Annotated in this window: 16 protein-coding genes; 7 read left to right on the plus strand and 9 right to left on the minus strand. The window is 43.8% G+C overall.

The genetic code is table 11. From position 1 onward, the window contains the following. Position 1: 1 nt before the first annotated feature. A complete protein-coding gene (gene fmt, locus ACFQZX_RS04430; RefSeq protein WP_377111760.1) occupies positions 2 to 919 on the minus strand; it encodes a methionyl-tRNA formyltransferase in 918 nt (305 codons plus the stop codon). 21 nt (positions 920 to 940) lie between these two features. After that, positions 941 to 2,188 carry an exo-beta-N-acetylmuramidase NamZ family protein gene (locus ACFQZX_RS04435; RefSeq protein ID WP_377111762.1) on the minus strand — a complete coding sequence of 416 codons (1,248 nt, stop codon included), beginning with the start codon at positions 2,186 to 2,188 and terminating at the stop codon, positions 941 to 943. Between the two features lie 85 nt (positions 2,189 to 2,273). Between ACFQZX_RS04435 and ACFQZX_RS04440 the strand changes: the two genes are divergently transcribed. Beyond that, entirely contained in the window at positions 2,274 to 3,494 is a 1,221-nt protein-coding gene (locus ACFQZX_RS04440; RefSeq protein ID WP_377112481.1) for an ABC transporter permease, read from the plus strand. Between the two features lie 178 nt (positions 3,495 to 3,672). Here the strand turns inward: ACFQZX_RS04440 and ACFQZX_RS04445 are convergent, their stop codons facing one another. The 6 genes from ACFQZX_RS04445 to ACFQZX_RS04470 form a co-directional block, all read right to left on the minus strand. Continuing rightward, positions 3,673 to 5,061 (minus strand): hypothetical protein, encoded by a 1,389-nt coding sequence (locus tag ACFQZX_RS04445; RefSeq protein ID WP_377111764.1) that lies wholly within the window; start codon positions 5,059 to 5,061, stop codon positions 3,673 to 3,675. Continuing rightward, the gene (locus ACFQZX_RS04450) at positions 5,054 to 5,608 is read right to left on the minus strand and encodes an RNA polymerase sigma factor (RefSeq protein ID WP_377111766.1); all 555 of its coding nucleotides are present in this window, start codon (positions 5,606 to 5,608) and stop codon (positions 5,054 to 5,056) included. The genes ACFQZX_RS04445 and ACFQZX_RS04450 overlap by 8 nt, the downstream gene beginning before the upstream one ends. Before the next feature lie 123 nt (positions 5,609 to 5,731). After that, positions 5,732 to 6,157, minus strand: coding sequence for a hypothetical protein (locus ACFQZX_RS04455; protein WP_377111769.1), 426 nt, complete (start codon positions 6,155 to 6,157; stop codon positions 5,732 to 5,734). 66 nt (positions 6,158 to 6,223) lie between these two features. Then, positions 6,224 to 7,027, minus strand: coding sequence for a nucleoside triphosphate pyrophosphohydrolase (gene mazG, locus ACFQZX_RS04460; RefSeq protein WP_377111771.1), 804 nt, complete (start codon positions 7,025 to 7,027; stop codon positions 6,224 to 6,226). A gap of 111 nt (positions 7,028 to 7,138) precedes the next feature. Beyond that, positions 7,139 to 7,834 carry a tRNA (5-methylaminomethyl-2-thiouridine)(34)-methyltransferase MnmD gene (mnmD, locus tag ACFQZX_RS04465; RefSeq protein ID WP_377111774.1) on the minus strand — a complete coding sequence of 232 codons (696 nt, stop codon included), beginning with the start codon at positions 7,832 to 7,834 and terminating at the stop codon, positions 7,139 to 7,141. A gap of 201 nt (positions 7,835 to 8,035) precedes the next feature. Beyond that, positions 8,036 to 8,392: an endonuclease domain-containing protein gene (locus ACFQZX_RS04470; RefSeq protein WP_377111777.1), complete on the minus strand. Its 357-nt coding sequence runs from the start codon at positions 8,390 to 8,392 to the stop codon at positions 8,036 to 8,038. Positions 8,393 to 8,720: 328 nt separating this feature from the next. Between ACFQZX_RS04470 and ACFQZX_RS04475 the strand changes: the two genes are divergently transcribed. From ACFQZX_RS04475 to ACFQZX_RS04500, 6 genes are all read left to right on the plus strand, one after another. After that, positions 8,721 to 9,407: a GDSL-type esterase/lipase family protein gene (locus ACFQZX_RS04475; protein WP_377111780.1), complete on the plus strand. Its 687-nt coding sequence runs from the start codon at positions 8,721 to 8,723 to the stop codon at positions 9,405 to 9,407. 5 nt (positions 9,408 to 9,412) lie between these two features. Next, a complete protein-coding gene (locus tag ACFQZX_RS04480) occupies positions 9,413 to 10,501 on the plus strand; it encodes a Gfo/Idh/MocA family protein (RefSeq protein WP_377111783.1) in 1,089 nt (362 codons plus the stop codon). A 5-nt stretch (positions 10,502 to 10,506) separates the two neighbouring features. Beyond that, positions 10,507 to 11,235 (plus strand): 6-phosphogluconolactonase, encoded by a 729-nt coding sequence (locus ACFQZX_RS04485; protein WP_377111786.1) that lies wholly within the window; start codon positions 10,507 to 10,509, stop codon positions 11,233 to 11,235. Positions 11,236 to 11,341: 106 nt separating this feature from the next. Next, a complete protein-coding gene (locus ACFQZX_RS04490) occupies positions 11,342 to 13,060 on the plus strand; it encodes a GMC oxidoreductase (RefSeq protein WP_377111788.1) in 1,719 nt (572 codons plus the stop codon). Positions 13,061 to 13,399: 339 nt separating this feature from the next. After that, positions 13,400 to 15,403 (plus strand): thioredoxin domain-containing protein, encoded by a 2,004-nt coding sequence (locus tag ACFQZX_RS04495; protein WP_377111790.1) that lies wholly within the window; start codon positions 13,400 to 13,402, stop codon positions 15,401 to 15,403. A 68-nt stretch (positions 15,404 to 15,471) separates the two neighbouring features. Further along, positions 15,472 to 15,972, plus strand: a complete 501-nt coding sequence (locus tag ACFQZX_RS04500) for an FKBP-type peptidyl-prolyl cis-trans isomerase (RefSeq protein ID WP_377111793.1) — start codon at positions 15,472 to 15,474, stop codon at positions 15,970 to 15,972. 46 nt (positions 15,973 to 16,018) lie between these two features. On the opposite strand, the gene ACFQZX_RS04505 is transcribed toward ACFQZX_RS04500, so the two are convergent. After that, complete coding sequence (locus ACFQZX_RS04505) at positions 16,019 to 16,717, minus strand: toxin-antitoxin system YwqK family antitoxin (RefSeq protein ID WP_377111796.1); 699 nt, start codon at positions 16,715 to 16,717, stop codon at positions 16,019 to 16,021. Between the last annotated feature and the right edge of the window lie 4 nt (positions 16,718 to 16,721).

A 16,721-nucleotide genomic window follows, 5' to 3' on the forward strand; every position in this document is an offset into this window, starting at 1 on the left:
CTTAAAGTCTTACGCCTCTTAAAAATTCCTCGATGCTCATGCGTTTTTTACCTTCAAGCTGAACGCCGGTAACGCTGATGAAGCCATCTTTGGCAGCAAATTTTAAGGTTGTTTTATGGTTAGTGATAAAGCCGCCTGCAGAAATGCCCGGCTCGCCGGGTTCATAATTTGCAGCGTAAATTTTAAGCACCTTATCGTTAAACAGGGTATAGGCCGTAGGTATGGGGCTTAAACCACGTATGAGGTTGTAAACTTTTTCTGCCGGCTGATTAAAGTCGATCAAACAGTTCTCTTTAAATATTTTGGGCGCATGTTTCAGTTCGATGCCCGCCGCCAATTGTTCCTGTGGGTGCTCGTTGTACTTGCCGCTTTCAATACCTTTTACTGTTTTAACCAGCAGGCCTGCACCTTTTGCCATCAGGCGGTCGTGCAGTTCGCCGGCAGTTTCATGGCCGGTTAAGGTTACTTTTTCGGTAAACAATATGTCACCTGTATCTATATCATGTTTCAAAAAAAATGTAGTAACACCACTTTCCTTTTCGCCGTTGATAATAGCCCAGTTAATAGGTGCCGCACCACGGTACTGGGGCAGGAGAGAGGCATGTAAATTTATAGTACCTTTTGGGGGCATATTCCATACCACTTCAGGCAGCATCCTGAAGGCAACCACTACCTGAAGGTCGGCCTTTAAAGCCCGCAACTGCTCCAGAAATTCAGGGTTTTTCAGCTTTTCGGGCTGCAGCACTTTTAAGCCATTAGCAACAGCATACTGCTTAACTGCCGATTCGCTTAGCTTTTGCCCGCGACCGGCAGGTTTATCCGGAGCGGTCACTACTCCAACTATATCGCATCCTGCTTTTATAAGTTCATCTAATGATGCAACGGCAAATGCGGGGGTACCCATGAATACTATCCTCATAAGGCTGTAACGTTTTAAAGCTTAATTGTACAATAAATATTTACCGCGAATGGCCTTGAATTTTGTTAAAGCAGGCTCCCAGCTTTGGCGTATCTCTGCCTCTGTTTTACCGGCAATGATCTGCTTGCGCAGCTCGTCGGTACCGGCAAGCTTTTTAAAGTAAGCATTAAAAAAATGCGCTTTATCCGGGTATACCTTATATAGGTCAATCAGCCAGGCCAAATTAAGCTTTCCGCTACTGCGGATAGTTTGCATATTGTAATTTTTAAGGTCGAGGCCATAGCAAACAGTATCTTTAAGCGGCGGGTTTTCGCTCATTCCTGGTATGCTTACCGGTTTAAAGTTAAACTCGTATCTACCTTTCAGCAAGGGGCTGCCTATAACCTGGAACGGGAACAACGTGCCCCGGCCTAAGCTTAATTTTGTCCCCTCGAAGAAGCAAATATGCGGGTACAACAAAATAGATTGCTGTGTATTTAAATTTGGTGACGGGTTAACCGGAAGCTCATAGGCCATATCCCGGCTGTAATTACCAACTTTTACAATTTTAAGCTTGCACTGCACCTTGTTTTTTAACCAGCCTTCGCCATTGATCATCTGGGCATATTCGCCTATGGTCATGCCATGCGTTACAGGGATAGGGTGCATGCCCACAAATGAGCGGAAAGCTGTATCCAGCACCGGGCCGTCAACGTATATGCCGTTTGGGTTAGGCCTGTCTAAAATTAGCAGTTCAATGTTGTTTTCGGCGCAGGCCTCCATCACATAATGTAGAGTTGATATATAAGTGTAAAAGCGCGTGCCAACATCCTGTACATCAAAAATCATCAGGTCGATGCCTTTCAGGTCTTCGGGCGTTGGTTTAAAGTGTTTGCCATAAAGCGATATAGCAGGTAAGCCTGTTACCGGGTCGGTAGTATTGCCAATGGTTGCGCCATTGCTGGCATTTCCCCTAAAGCCATGCTCGGGGCCAAATATCTTTTTTACCTTAACGCCAAGTTTAAGCAAGCTATCCACCACCGGCACCTTATTGGGGCCAATAACAGATGTTTGATTTATAAGCATGCCTACTTTACGCCCTTTAAGGTAGTCAAGATAAAGTTCGGTACGGTCTGCAGCCGGCAATATAGGGTTAGTTACTCTTTTTACGGTCGTTTGCTTGATTGTAGTACTGTCGCCTGCTTGTTGTTTGTTTTGCGCAAAATTATCGCAACTAAACAGCAGCATAGCTGCAGCCATTATCATCGTATTCAGTCTGATGCTTGTCATATCTCTTTTTATTAAAGCAAATTTTGTGGCACTATGTTTAACTGTAAAAACGCATCTTTGCGAAGGTACAAAAAATCATTCTGCATTGAATTTAGCCGGATTTATATCAAGCCGTATAACTTTTAAAAGTAAACGCACATTTTCTAAGCTTATCGTGCGTATTGCCATTATTGGTATAATGCTTGGGCTTGGGGTAATGATCCTGAGTGTTGCTGTTATAAAAGGTTTTAAACAAGAGATACGCGAAAAGGTAAGAGGGTTTTCAGGCGATATACAGATCGTTAAAACAGACAACAACGAGTCGTACGAGCGATCGGCATTTGTGGACAGTGCAAGGTATATTAAAAATATCAAATCGGCAGGCATGGTCACCGGGGTATACCGGTATGCTACAAAGCCGGGCATCATTAAAGCAAACGGAGAAATTGAAGGTGTTGTGCTGAAGGGGGTGGATAAGGATTACGATTGGAGCCACATGAAACAGACACTGGTAAATGGCACTGTTATTAATTATAAAGATTCTACCGATGCCAAGAACCAGGTAATGATATCGCAAACAACAGCCAATCGCTTAAAACTTAAGGCCGGCGACGATTTAATGATGTACTTTGTACAGGAACCGGTGCGAAAGCGTAAACTGAAAATTGTAGGCATATTCAGTTTAGGTGTTGATGAGGTTGACAAAACCTTCGTAATAGGAGATTTAGGCCTTATACGCCGCCTTAACGATTGGAACAACGGTGAAATAGGCGGTTACGAGGTACGTATAAAAAACTTCGAAAAAATTAGCCAGGCGGCAGATGCCATTGAGAGCCGGCTACCTATCCTGCTGAAAGCGTATACCGTTGTAGACAATTACCCAACCATATTTGAGTGGCTGGCCATGCTGGATGTCAATATTATTGTAATGCTGGTACTGATGATTATAGTGGCGGTAATCAATATGATATCGGCATTGCTGATCATGATACTGGAACGGACATCCATGATAGGTATTTTTAAAGCTATGGGTGCCGGCGACTGGGTTATACAAAAGGTGTTTTTATACAATGCAGCCTACCTGATAGGGGTAGGCTTGCTGCTGGGTAACCTGCTGGGCGTTGGGTTAGGGCTGTTTCAGTATAGCACCCATTTTTTTAAACTGGAGCAGTCGTCCTATTACATGACTTTCGTTCCAATAAAAATAGAATGGCTTGACGTTGCACTGCTTAATGCAGGTACTTTAGCCATATGCCTGTTGGTATTGATCATTCCATCTATGCTGGTTACCCGCATTACGCCGGTAAAAGCTATTAGATTTAAGTAAGATTAGGTGTGGTTTAATTTCAATGTTGTCATTCCGAACGGTAGTAAGGAACCCTGATTGGATTTTACATTTACGCTTTATACGTGCGTTGTCTAAACAAGATCCCTCGTCGTACCTCCTTCGGGATGACATTTCTTTTTTATTGTTATTTCATGCGGGATTATAGATTGAATATATCTTACCTTTTACCCGTAAAACTGAATTTTAGATTTATGCCCCCCGCGCCAAAGCGGATGTCTTGTGCTCCAAGGCCTCCTAACGGATATTTCAGGAAAGGTTCTACTATCAACCTGTTGCCACCTAAAGGATAGCCCACGCCGAAGGAAAAATTCAAGGTTTTCCCAAAGTAAAAGCTGTTGAAGCTGTTTCGTTCGGTTTCGTTTTGCGAGTCGCCGGTGAAAGATTTGCCGTCGCTATAAACATAGCGGTAGGTATATGCCTCATTAATGAATGTGCCAGAGCTTAAACCTGCCGAAATATAAGTGTCGGATTTACCCGGGTTAAATTCATATTTAATATTTATAGGAATATCAAGCCCTACCAGGTTGGCATTATAGTTTTGAAAGACCGGGGTTGTTATGGTTGGCGTAAACAAACTTTCCTGTTTGATAGAAGCTGATGCAGCCATCATTACATTGGCATTTTGCGGTGCCTGCTGGTTATAACTCAGGGTATTTTGCGCAAGGGCAACTCCGGTAGACAGTTTAAAGTTTTTACTCAGCCTAAAGTCAGATGTGAAACCGGCGCCTGCATTGATCTGGTTACTGCTGCCTTCGGCATAGTTAAAGTAGGTTGCAGCATAAACGCTGAAGTTTACTTTCTTCCCTGAGTTATCTTCTTTTTTGCGGTTATCGGCAACTATATTCTGCTGACGGCGGTCATCCTCAAACATTTGAGTAATGCTTTTAGGAGCGCTTTTAGACAATGGTTTGTTTTGCTCCGTTTTGCCTTCAGGCAGGGTTGCTTTGGGCTGATTATCCGCGGCAGCAAGCATAGGCTGTTGTGCGGTCTTGTTAAAAGCAAAACTGTCAACAGGTGCAATTTGCTGAGCAGCGTAACTTTGTGATGCCGGGGCATCAGCAGATTCAGGGTTGTTGCGTTGCCGGGCAATATTTTCAGGTTTAAGGGCCGGTAAATTTATTGCAAAAGCACTTACCCCTAAGCCTTTAACATACTTTGTTTTGTTGCCCAAAGCAGCATGCCCACCAGGCGATGCGGCAGCTGCTTCATTCCGCGCAATTACGGGTTGCTGTTGATCAGCTAAAACAGGTTCCTGCTGTACCTTTGGTGTATCCTGTGTGGGTTTTTGTTTGGTAACCGGCTTTACAGCAAAATTAGTGGTAACAGCCCCTTTATCATTATACCATAAAGCTATACTTAAAAACACAAGGGCTATGGCTGCGGCGCTGCTCCACCAAAGCCAGGCCACCTTGCTGCTCTTCTCTTCTGCCGGAAATTTTTTTCTAAGCTCCGCCCAACCATGTTCTGCATTGGCAGCAGGGTGTTCGTAGTTTTCAAACACCTCCCTGATATGGTTGCTTAGCTTATTATCAAACTGCTCATCCATGGTTTTGTGCTTGTGCTGTTAATAGTTGCCTCAATTTATCTTTTGCCCGGCTTAAGTACACCCTCGATGAGCTTGCAGGCAGGTTCAGTATCTTGCCAATTTCGTCGTGGTTGTACCCGTCTATCTCGTACATGTTAAAAATAGTAAGCTGTAGTTGCGGTAATTGCTTCATCAGCTTTAAAATATCCTGCGCATTTAAAGTATCTATTGCATTGGCATTGCTACCAATGCCATATGCGTCTTCAATATCTGTGTTCGACTGGTGTTTCAGCTCTTTACGGCGCCTGTCTATGGCTGTGTTAACCACAATGGTGCGCAGCCAGGCCCTGAAGGGTTTTTCGGTATTATAAGTGTTAATGTTATTAAACACTTTAATAAATGCATCATTCACAACTTCAAGCGCGTCATCTTCATTTAAACTGTAGCGCATACTTACACCCATAGCATAACCATAGAACTGTTTATACAGTAGTTCCTGGTGTTTTAGGCTGCCCGATTTACATTTACTGACGATTTCATCTTCAGTAATGCGGTGAAGTAAATGCATTAATTATTGTTAATACTGCTTAAGTTGTACAATACAATACGCCCCAGATATCAAAACGTTACATCATCAGCAAATTATTCTAACAGGTGCCAAAATGAATGGCTACTGCTGTATAACAAGTAATTAATTTACTTTTTTCAGATCGTACTGCAGGCTTAGTGTATCGCCGGTGCTTCTTACCATCTGAAATACACTTCCGTTGTATAGAAACAGGTATTCGCCATTGAGGTGCGCTTTTTCAGGCATCCCGGTTTTAGGATAGGTATCGTCAACAAACATAATACCGTTGCCGCTTATGCCATAGTGGCCTTTACTGCCTGCATGTACGGTTAATGTATCGCCTGTAACGCTGTATCCAACACCCGGAGTAATTGTTAATACGATATCTGTCTTAACAGTATCAATCGAATTGCTTTCGCCCCTGGTGATTCGCCTGAACTCGCCCTTAAATGTACCTGATGGGTCAGGTGCCGGGTCGCCAGACTTATTACTTAAACATCCTGCTGTAAATACTAACAAAAGCGGTAAAAAAAATAGTGCTTTCTTCATATCATTTTGTGTTACAACTATCATTACGTATTTAATTTATAAACGCTACATCAATATAATAAATGTTTAAACTTTTTTTGCTTCTTCCCAAAACACATCCATTTCCGCCAAATTCATATCATGCAGATTCTTTCCGTTTTCTCTGGCCTTTTGTTCAAGATACTGAAATCGTTTGATAAACTTACGGTTAGTTTTTTCCAGGGCATCCTCGGGGTTGATATTTATGAAGCGTGCATAGTTGATAAGCGAGAATAACAGGTCGCCAAATTCACCTTCAGCCTTTTCATGGTCAATACTGTTCTCATCGGCTACATTATATTCATCTTTAAATTCCTGCATCTCTTCTTCAACCTTTGCCCAAACCTGGTCTTTGTTTTCCCAATCGAACCCAACGCCGCGTGCTTTTTCCTGTATGCGCGATGCTTTGACCAGGGCCGGCAGGGAAACAGGCACTCCACCTAAGACAGATTTGTTACCCTCTTTAAGTTTTATCTGCTCCCAGTTGCGTTTTACATCCGCCTCGTCATTTACATGCGTATCGCTATAAATGTGAGGATGCCTGTTGATCAGTTTATCACAGATGCCATTAAGCACTTGTGTAATGTCAAAAGCGCTGGTTTCTGATGCGATACGTGCGTAGAATACCAGATGCAGCATGATATCGCCAAGCTCTTTTTTTATTTCATCCATTTCGCCGCTCAGGATGGCGTCAGAGAGTTCATACGTTTCCTCGATAGTAAGATGGCGCAAACTTTCCAGGGTTTGTTTTTTATCCCAGGGACAGTTGATGCGCAGATCATCCATTATAGTAAGCAAACGTTCAAAAGCGCCAGACGGAGTGGTAGCGGTAATAGGTGCTGTTAAGGCCATATCAAATTATTTATAACAAATGTAGCGATCAGTTTGCAGTTCAAAGTGCGCAGTTTGCATTTGTTTAATTCTTAGTCGGCTATTTAACCACTGCAAACTGTCAACTGCAAACTACTTTACTGCCCTGAGCATCTCGCGTTTTCCGGGCGCTCCGGGCGCTTTTTCTACCTTTAGCCCCAAGGCTTTTATGCAGCGTTTAAGATTGCCGGTAATGGCATAGGTAACAAAAACGCCCCCCGGTTTTAAAAAGCTGGAGGTATGAGCAATAGCCTCGTTTGTCCACATTTCCGGTTGATGTACCGCTGCGAAAGCATCAAAGTAGATTACATCGAATTGAGCAGGCGTTGTGAACGAAAAAAGATCGCTTACAGCTATTTGTAATTGCACATAATCATTCAGCTTTGCAGGTCCTGATAAACTTAGTTGATAATGCTCTAAAAAGGTGTTCCATACAGGTGCAGTTACATATTGCTCATAACCGGTAAGGCTGATCATTTCGCTGGTAAGCGGAAAAGCCTCGATACCCGTATACTGCAGTTTGATTTGCTGCCCCAGGCAAAAATCGGCACTTAACAAAAAATTCAACCCTGTGCCAAAACCCACTTCCAGTACCGATACCTCATCTTGTTTGTTGGGAGTATTATCCAAAAAATACTTCAACCCCGACTTTACAAAAACATGCCTGCTCTCCTGTAAAGCACCATGTTTAGAGTGATAGTTTTCGCCCACCAGCGAATTATAGATGGTTTTTGATCCGTCGGCCGTTGTTACGATTTGTAAATGAGAAGTATGGTTTTCTGCTGCCATATTGAAGCGTTAAAAGTAGGCAATATGCAGATGAATCCGAAATGCGCCGACTCACCCCGGCATAGCTATCGCTCGCCGACCCTCTCTCCGCTTTTGCGGAAAGAGGGTAATAGAAAAAAGAAAATAGAAATCTCCCCTCTTTGCGTAGCAGAGAGGGGCAGGGGGTGAGTCAACTGTGCGTTTACTAACGCATTTGACCATTCACAAATATTCTGCAATTTTTGTCATTACAGCTTCCATATCCTTTTCAATTTCTTCATTTTTAAATCTTAAAATATTTAAACCAAGGCTGCTTAAAATCAAATCCCTGTTTTTGTCATACTGCTTTTTGTGAAGATGTACAGGGCCATCAGCTTCAACAACTAACTTGGCTTCATCACAATAAAAGTCTGCTATGTAAAATTCATACTTTCCGATAACGGATTTTATATAAATGGGATGTTGTCTTAAGAACTTCTTACCCCTCAGATTTCTGTTTCTTAACATCTCCCATAATCTTTTCTCGGTAGGTGTTTGGCGTTGCCTTAAGTCGCGGCAAAGTTGAATGATAGATGGCATTGCTAAAGATATTAAAACTCTTCTCGATTTACTCACCCCGACATCGCTATCGCTCGCCGACCCTCTCTACGCTTTGCGGAAAGAGGGTAACTATAGTCCTCTCCTTTGGAGAGGATTTAGGAGAGGCTACTTTGCGTAGCAGAGAGGGGCAGGGGGTGAGTAAACTCACGAACCGACTCACCCCGGCATTGCTATCGCTCGCCGACCCTCTCTCCGCTTTGCGGAAAGAGGGTAACTATAGTCCTATCCTTTGGAGAGGATTTAGGAGAGGCCACTTTGCGATGGTGAATTAATAAATAATTGTACATTTAGGAGCCAATTATAATCAATGAAGAAACTGTGTTTACTAATGCTTTTAATGCCGGCTTTAGCTATGGCGCAAAGCATACCTACTAACCAAAACTTATTTGATACCATACCCTTTATACCAGACCATACGGTTGAGCGGCTAAAAGTATTTGCCACCCAGCCCGTAAAGCAGGGCGGTACTATCTTTTTAGGCGATAGCATAACCGAAATGGGCGATTGGGGCAAAGCTACAGGCGATAGTACTGTGCTTAACAGGGGTATAGGAGGCGATATCACTTACGGCGTTCTTAAGCGACTGGATGATGTGATTAACCGCCAGCCTAAAAAGCTTTTCATACTTTTAGGTATAAATGATATAGGGAAAGATATACCTGATGCGGTAATTGCTTACAATTATTTCAGGATTATCTCGCGGGTGCATGCAAAAAGTTCGGGTACGCAAATTTATGTGCAGAGCATATTGCCGGTAGATCCCACGCATGCACGCTTTCCGCAGCATTATGACAAGGGCCGGCATGTTGCACAGGTTAATAACCTGCTCAAAGCAAAAGCCCGTGAGCTTAATTTTACCTACGTTAATATTGCACAGTTGTTTACCGACAAACGTGGCCTGCTTAAACCCGAATATACCATTGAAGGGCTGCATCTTAACGCAAAGGCTTACATGGTTTGGGCGGCCTATCTTAAAAAACTTAAATATCTGTAACCATTATGAACAGAACCAAAGTTGCCATCATTGGCGCCGGATTTATATCTGATATACACCTCGAATCCTACCATCGTTTTGTGCCCGAAGCTGAAGTTGTAGCCGTATATGCCCGTAACATAGATAAAGCCAGGGCATTTGCAGATAAATATAGCATTGCCAAATGGTTTGATGATGTTGATAGGTTACTTGCAGAAACCGATGCCGAGGTGATTGATATATGCGTACCAAACTACCTGCATGCCGAAGTATGTATTAAAGCCGCAAAGACCAAAAAGCACATCATTATTGAAAAGCCACTTGCTGTAACCCTCGAGGAGGCAGATGAAATGCTTGCCGTTTGCGAGGAGAATAACGTAAAACTCATGTATGCGGAAGAATTGTGTTTCGCGCCAAAGTACGAGCGCGCGCGCAGTTTGATAACCGAGGGCGCGATAGGTGATGTATATATGCTTAAACAATCAGAAAAACACTCGGGCCCGCATACCGACTGGTTTTACGATATCAAGCTGGCTGGTGGTGGCGTGTTGATGGATATGGGATGCCATGCTTTAGGCTGGTTCAGGTGGGTGCTAAACCATGCAAAGGTTAAAGATGTTTACGCTACCATGGGCACGGTATTTCATAAAGGCCGAACACAGGGCGAAGATAATGCCGTAGTAATTGTTGAATTTGAAAACGGTGTCACCTGCGTGGCAGAAAGCAGTTGGGCAAAGCATGGGGGTATGGACGATCGCTGTGAAATATATGGCACAGGTGGTGTTGTTTATGCCGACTTGTTCATGGGCAACTCTGCTTTAACGTATAGCCGTAACGGTTATGGGTATGCTATGGAAAAAGCCGACACTTCTGCCGGTTGGACATTTACCATTTTTGAGGAAGCTTTTAATCAGGGTTATCCGCAGGAGTTAAAGCATTTTATTGATTGTGTACGGAATGATAAAACGCCTTTGGTTACCGGTAAAGATGGCCGGGCCGTTCTGGAGATTATTTATGCGGCATACGCGTCCGCAGGGCTTGGTAAAAAGGTGGCATTACCGTTTAGCGCACAGGTTGAAAAACCTGTTGATTTATGGTTGAACCCTCAGAAATAAACACAATGAAAGTAAGCGTATATCCCGGTTACGGCGCGATGTCTGAAGCGGCGGCCGAAATTGTTGCTAAACAACTGGCTGAGAAGCCCGATTCGGTTTTTGTGTTCCCTTCGGGCGATTCGCCTACAGGAATGTTGCAATACCTGGTGGAATGGGCAAATGAAAGTCGTATCGACCTGACAAAAGCTACCATCATTGGTTTGGACGAGTGGGTAGGTATGGACGAAAATGACCAGGGCAGCTGCAAGTATTACTTGAAGCATAATTTTTTTGATAAGCTGAACAAAAAGCTTACAAATGTTAAATTATTTAATGCCAAAGCCGATGACCTGGAAGCAGAGTGCGAAGAAATGAATAAGTTTATTGATAGTAAAGGCGGTTTGGATGTAATGATAGTTGGAATAGGCATGAACGGTCACCTTGGTTTGAACGAGCCGGGTACACCTTTTGATTTATATGCACACTGCTCACAGCTCGATCCGGTTACCGTACAGGTAGGGCAAAAATATTTTGAACAGGAAACCGCCCTTACAAAAGGCATAACGCTTGGCCTTAAGCATCTTGCTGAGGCAAAAAATTCGGTTTTGATTGCGGCTGGCGCTAAAAAGGCAGATATTATTGCGCAAAGCTTACAGGGCCAGGTAACCACACAAGTACCGGCATCTATCTTGCAAACTTTACCTAAGGCCACTGTTTTGTTAGATGAGGAGGCAGCGTCCCTGCTTAGTAAATAAGGAAAATGTTATGTGGATATCCTTTAAAACATCGGTATTTTAAAATAGGATGTGTTTATTTTTTCAATTAATAATCGCACCTTTATAAATACCAATTATTACCTCGATGTTTACTGACGCTCCTGATAATGCAGCTAAAACTGCGCAAACTTTTGATGCAATTGTTATAGGATCCGGAATTAGTGGAGGATGGGCCGCGAAAGAACTTTGCGAAAAGGGCCTTAAAACACTGGTTTTGGAGCGCGGACGGGATGTGAAACACATCAAGGATTATCCTACCGCTACAAAAGCGCCCTGGGAATTCCCATATCGTGGCCGTGTGAGCCTTAAACAGATGCAGGAAAATCCGCTGATTACTAAAGCTGCCGGTTATGGTGACGATTGCGATCACTTCTTTATCAAGGATGCCGACCATCCTTATGTTCAGGAAAAACCTTTCGACTGGATACGCGGCTATCAGGTAGGTGGTAAATCGCTTACCTGGGGCAGGGCAACACAGCGGTGGAGCGATTTTGAATTTACCGCGCCTAAGCGCTTTGGTTATGGTATCGAGTGGCCTATAGGCTATAATGATGTCGCGCCCTGGTACTCGCATGTAGAAAAGTTTATCGGTATCTGCGGCAATAAGGACGGCCTGGAGGCCATGCCAGATGGCGAATTTCTCCCCCCGTTTGAAATGAGCGCACCCTTAAAATTTATGCGCGATAACATTAAACAAAATTTTGACCGCCACCTGGTGCACGCACGCTGGGCGCATCTTACCGAGCCACAGCAAATACATTTAGACCAGGGCAGAGGGAAGTGTCAGGCACGTAACATGTGTATGCGTGGCTGCCCGTTTGGCGGTTATTTCAGCTCGGTAAGCTCTACATTGCCCTGGGCCGAAAAAACAGGCAATCTTACTATCCGCCCTCACTCGGTAGTCCATTCCATTATTTACGATGAGCAGACAGGCAAGGCTTCGGGAGTAAAAGTGATCGATGCCAATACAAAGGAGATCATGGATTTTCATGCCAAGGTGATTTTTATGAATGCATCGGCATTAAATACAAACCTTATTTTAATGAACTCTAAATCTAAACGTTTCCCTAACGGTTTAGGTAACGATAATGGCTTGCTTGGTAAATACATCGCTTTTCATAACTACCGCGCATCAGTAAGCGGAACACTTGAGGGCTTTAAAGATCATTATTATTATGGCCGTAACCCTACCGACCTGATATTGGTTAATTACAAAAACCTGCACCAGCGCGATACGGATTATTATGGCGGATACACCACTTTCTTGAACGCTTACCGCTCACAACACCCGGAAGATACAATGGACGGGCAAGTTGGGGCGCAATATAAGGACAACCTTAGCGAGCCGTCTGGCTGGCATGTATTTGCTTACCTGCAGGGCGAGACCGTCCCGGTGGAAAGTAACCATGTGCGCCTGAGTGATACAGAAAAAGACCAGTGGGGTATACCACTGCTGGTAACATCTGTTGAATATCACCCGAACGATGATAAAATGACCGAGGATTTTTTAAATGAAACTGCCGAAATGTTTACGAAAGCGGGGGTAAAAAACATTAGCAAGTATAACAGCAAGCAAGCCCCTGGACTGGATATTCACGAAATGGGCGGCGTACGCATGGGTAAAGATCCAAAAACATCTTTACTGAACGAATGGAATCAGCTGCACCTGTGCAAAAATGTATTTGTTACCGATGGCGCCTGCATGACCAGCACCGGAAACCAAAGCCCATCTATTTTATACATGGCCCTTACCGCCCGCGCCGCCAATTATGCGGCAGAACAGGTGAAGCAGGGTAGTTTGTAAAAAATCTTCGTGTTTTTATTTTCCTTATCCTCTTTTTGCAAGTGAAAACAGGATAATTTCCTAAATCCTCTCCCGAGAGAGGATTTAGGAAAGGGTACTACGCAAGCAGAGAAGATTGACCAATCCAGGTAGTAAATAAGCCGCAGCCAACTCAGCCGGTCATCGCTATCGCTTGACCACCCTCTCTCCGCGAGCGGAAAGAGGATCAAAAAATGAAGATTGATAGAAGCCCTCTCTGTCAGCAGCGCATCTGCTTTTACCTGTCGTGATAAAGCTTATTTGCACATCCTCAAAACAATTAACAATTTAGGCCTTTTTATTAAAAACATCTGTGTGCTTATGAATCGTCTTGCTAATTCAACCTCTCCGTATCTTTTGCAGCATGCCAATAACCCGGTAGACTGGTACCCCTGGGGAGCTGAAGCTTTGCAAAAAGCCAGGGATGAAAATAAACTGATACTGGTGAGTATCGGCTATTCGGCTTGCCACTGGTGCCATGTAATGGAGCACGAGAGTTTTGAGGATGAAAGCGTAGCCGCGCTGATGAACGAGTATTTTGTTTGCATAAAGGTTGACCGGGAAGAACGCCCTGATGTAGACCAGATATACATGAGTGCCGTACAGTTGATGAGCGGCAGGGGCGGCTGGCCTTTAAATTGCATTTGCCTGCCCGATCAACGCCCTATTTACGGAGGTACCTACTTTCGTAAAAATGATTGGGCCTCGTTACTGTTAAACCTGGCCGATTTTTATAAGCAAAAACCGCAGGAGGCAGAAGACTACGCCGTAAAATTAACAGAAGGCATTAAGCAATATGAGTCGGTGCCGTTTGTAACAGAACAAGCTGAATATACGCGAGCCGACCTGGAAACCATTATGGCCACATGGCGCCGATATATAGACCCGGTTGAAGGAGGATTTGGTGGCGCCCCCAAATTTCCGATGCCGGTTAACTGGGTTTTCTTAATGCGCTATGCGCACCTGATGCAGGATGATGGTATCGCTCAAAACGTACAGCTTACACTTAAAAAAATGGCTTACGGAGGCATATATGATCATATAGGCGGCGGCTTTGCCCGTTATGCGGTGGATGGCGTATGGCATGTGCCGCATTTCGAAAAAATGCTTTACGATAATGCCCAGCTTTTAAGCCTTTATTCTGAAGCCTGTATCTGGAAGCCGGATCCTTTGTATAAAACTATTGCTGACGAGATCATTCAGTTTGTAAAACGCGAACTGACATCGCCCGAAGGCGGCTTTTACTCGGCGCTGGATGCCGACAGCGAAGGGAAGGAAGGGAAGTTTTACATTTTTACGCAAACCGAACTTGAAGAAATATTAGGCGAGGCTGCCGGCTTATTCAACATTTACTATAATGTGACAGAAGATGGTAACTGGGAAGAAGAAGCCTCTAATGTGTTTTTCCGGCGCCGGGATGGCACTGAACTGGCCGACAGCTTGGGTTTAACAGTTGAGGAATTGATAAGCAAAATAAATGTAAGCAGGCAGCAGGTATTTGATGCCCGAAGTAAGAGGGTAAGGCCCGGCCTGGATAACAAAATACTGGCATCATGGAATGGGTTAATGCTAAAGGGGGTGTGCGAGGCTTACCGGGCATTTAACAAACCTGAGTATTTAGAGATTGCCATTCATAATGCAGGGTTTATCATTAATAATTTAATGAAGGGTGCAAAGCTTTCGCGGGTATACAAAAAAGACGCGCCAGGCCCCGGTGAAGCTTTTCTTGATGATTACGCAAATGTAATTGATGGGCTTATTACACTGTACGAAGTAACTTTTGATGAAAAATGGCTGATACAGTCTCAAAAACTTGCTGATTACGCTTTGCAGCATTATTATGATGAAAACGGTGGCGTGTTTTATTACACGGCAGACGATGATGAACAGTTGATAGCTCGTAAATCTGAAATTATGGATGGGGTAATTCCGGCATCCAACTCGGTGATGGCACGTAATCTTAAAAAATTAGGTTTGTTTTTTGATAACGAAGGCTACTTAGAGGTATCGGCCCAGCTGTTACGCAATATAGTGCCGCACATGGCCAGGTACGGCACGGCTTATCCCAACTGGACCATCTTATTGCTTGAGGAGATTTTTGGGGTGAATGAAGTAGCGGTAACCGGCCCCGGATACGAGCAAATGCGCAAGGAGATTGAAACACGATATATCCCCAATAAAATAATACTTGGTGGCGCAACAGGCACATTGCCATTACTGCAAAACAGGCTGGGCGATACTACCCGTATTTTTGTTTGCCGCGATAAAACCTGTGGCCTGCCTGCCCATAATTTATCTGATGCTTTAAAACAAATAAATAGCTAAACCCTTATTATATAAATAACTGGTCGGGCTGAAATATTTTTAGCACCTTGCCGCAAAATAATTAATAAATGAAAATTCAACCACAACACGTAGTATCATTAACATACGATCTGTATGTTAAAAAAGAAGATGGCAACGAAGGGCTTGTTGAAAGCGCAACACAAGAGCAACCACTTACCTTTTTGTTTGGCGCAGGCCAGATGATACCGAAATTTGAAGAGAACTTAAGCACACTTTCAACCGGAGATACTTATGATTTCCGCATATCTGCACAGGATGGTTACGGCGAGTTTGATGAAGAGGCCGTAGCTAATTTGCCAAAAGAAATGTTTCAGGATACTGAACTGCCTAATGTTGGCGAGGTATTGCCTCTGCAGGATAACAATGGTAACCGTTTCCAGGGCCAGGTAGTATCTGTTACAGAAGATTCGGTAATAGTTGACCTTAATCATCCAATGGCCGGGCAGGATCTGCACTTTAAGGGAGAAATACTTAACGTACGCCCTGCAACTTCAGAAGAGCTTTCGCATGGCCATGCCCACGGGCCTGATGGTCATCACCAACATTAATAGTGAATTAAACAAAAAGAGATGCGGTTTCCGCATCTCTTTTTGTTTAATTAAAATCCAGCCTGCCGTTACTTTTTACCTTGCACCTTATTAAAACCCTGCTGGTAATGGGCACACCGTTTAAAGTTGCCGGTGTAAAAGTCAAATCGTTGGGGTCGGGCAGTTTAAGGTTCATCGGAATTTCAGCCACATTTTGTGCCAGCACCGTATAGTAAAGGTGTACCTTATAATCTGCCAAACGCCCGCCCGGGCTTATCAGTAGTTCTACTACCGCTGTCATGGCGTCGCGGTTAAGCTCTGATAGTTGCCCCGGTATTTTAAAGAGCGATACGTAAGGCAGATAACCAAAATATACCCCACCAATTTTAACCGGCTTGGTGACAACACTTGCCGAGTCAAGTTGCTTGTCAACCGCGTAGTGCAGGCTTGATGTTGTATCTTCCGGCGCTTCGTAATACAATTGGTTGCGGTCAAAATTATAGCTTTGTACTACTTTTCCGTTGCGGTTATAAAATTGCCATACACCGGTACGCTTACCATTGCTGTAACCGCCGTTGGCTACTACGGTCTTGTTTTTATAAAATGCCTGGTAAAGCCCGGTTTTAGTACGCCCATCGCTTGCCAGCACATGATAAACTTCTTTTACATCATCACTCACCTTTTTGGTAACCTTAAGCGTTTGCTGCGAAAAACCGTATAACGGTATAAACAGGTATAAGAAGATAACTAAGTAACGGTTGGGCATTATG

The organism is Mucilaginibacter litoreus (assembly GCF_042676805.1).
In the GTDB taxonomy this organism is placed as follows: domain Bacteria; phylum Bacteroidota; class Bacteroidia; order Sphingobacteriales; family Sphingobacteriaceae; genus Mucilaginibacter; species Mucilaginibacter litoreus.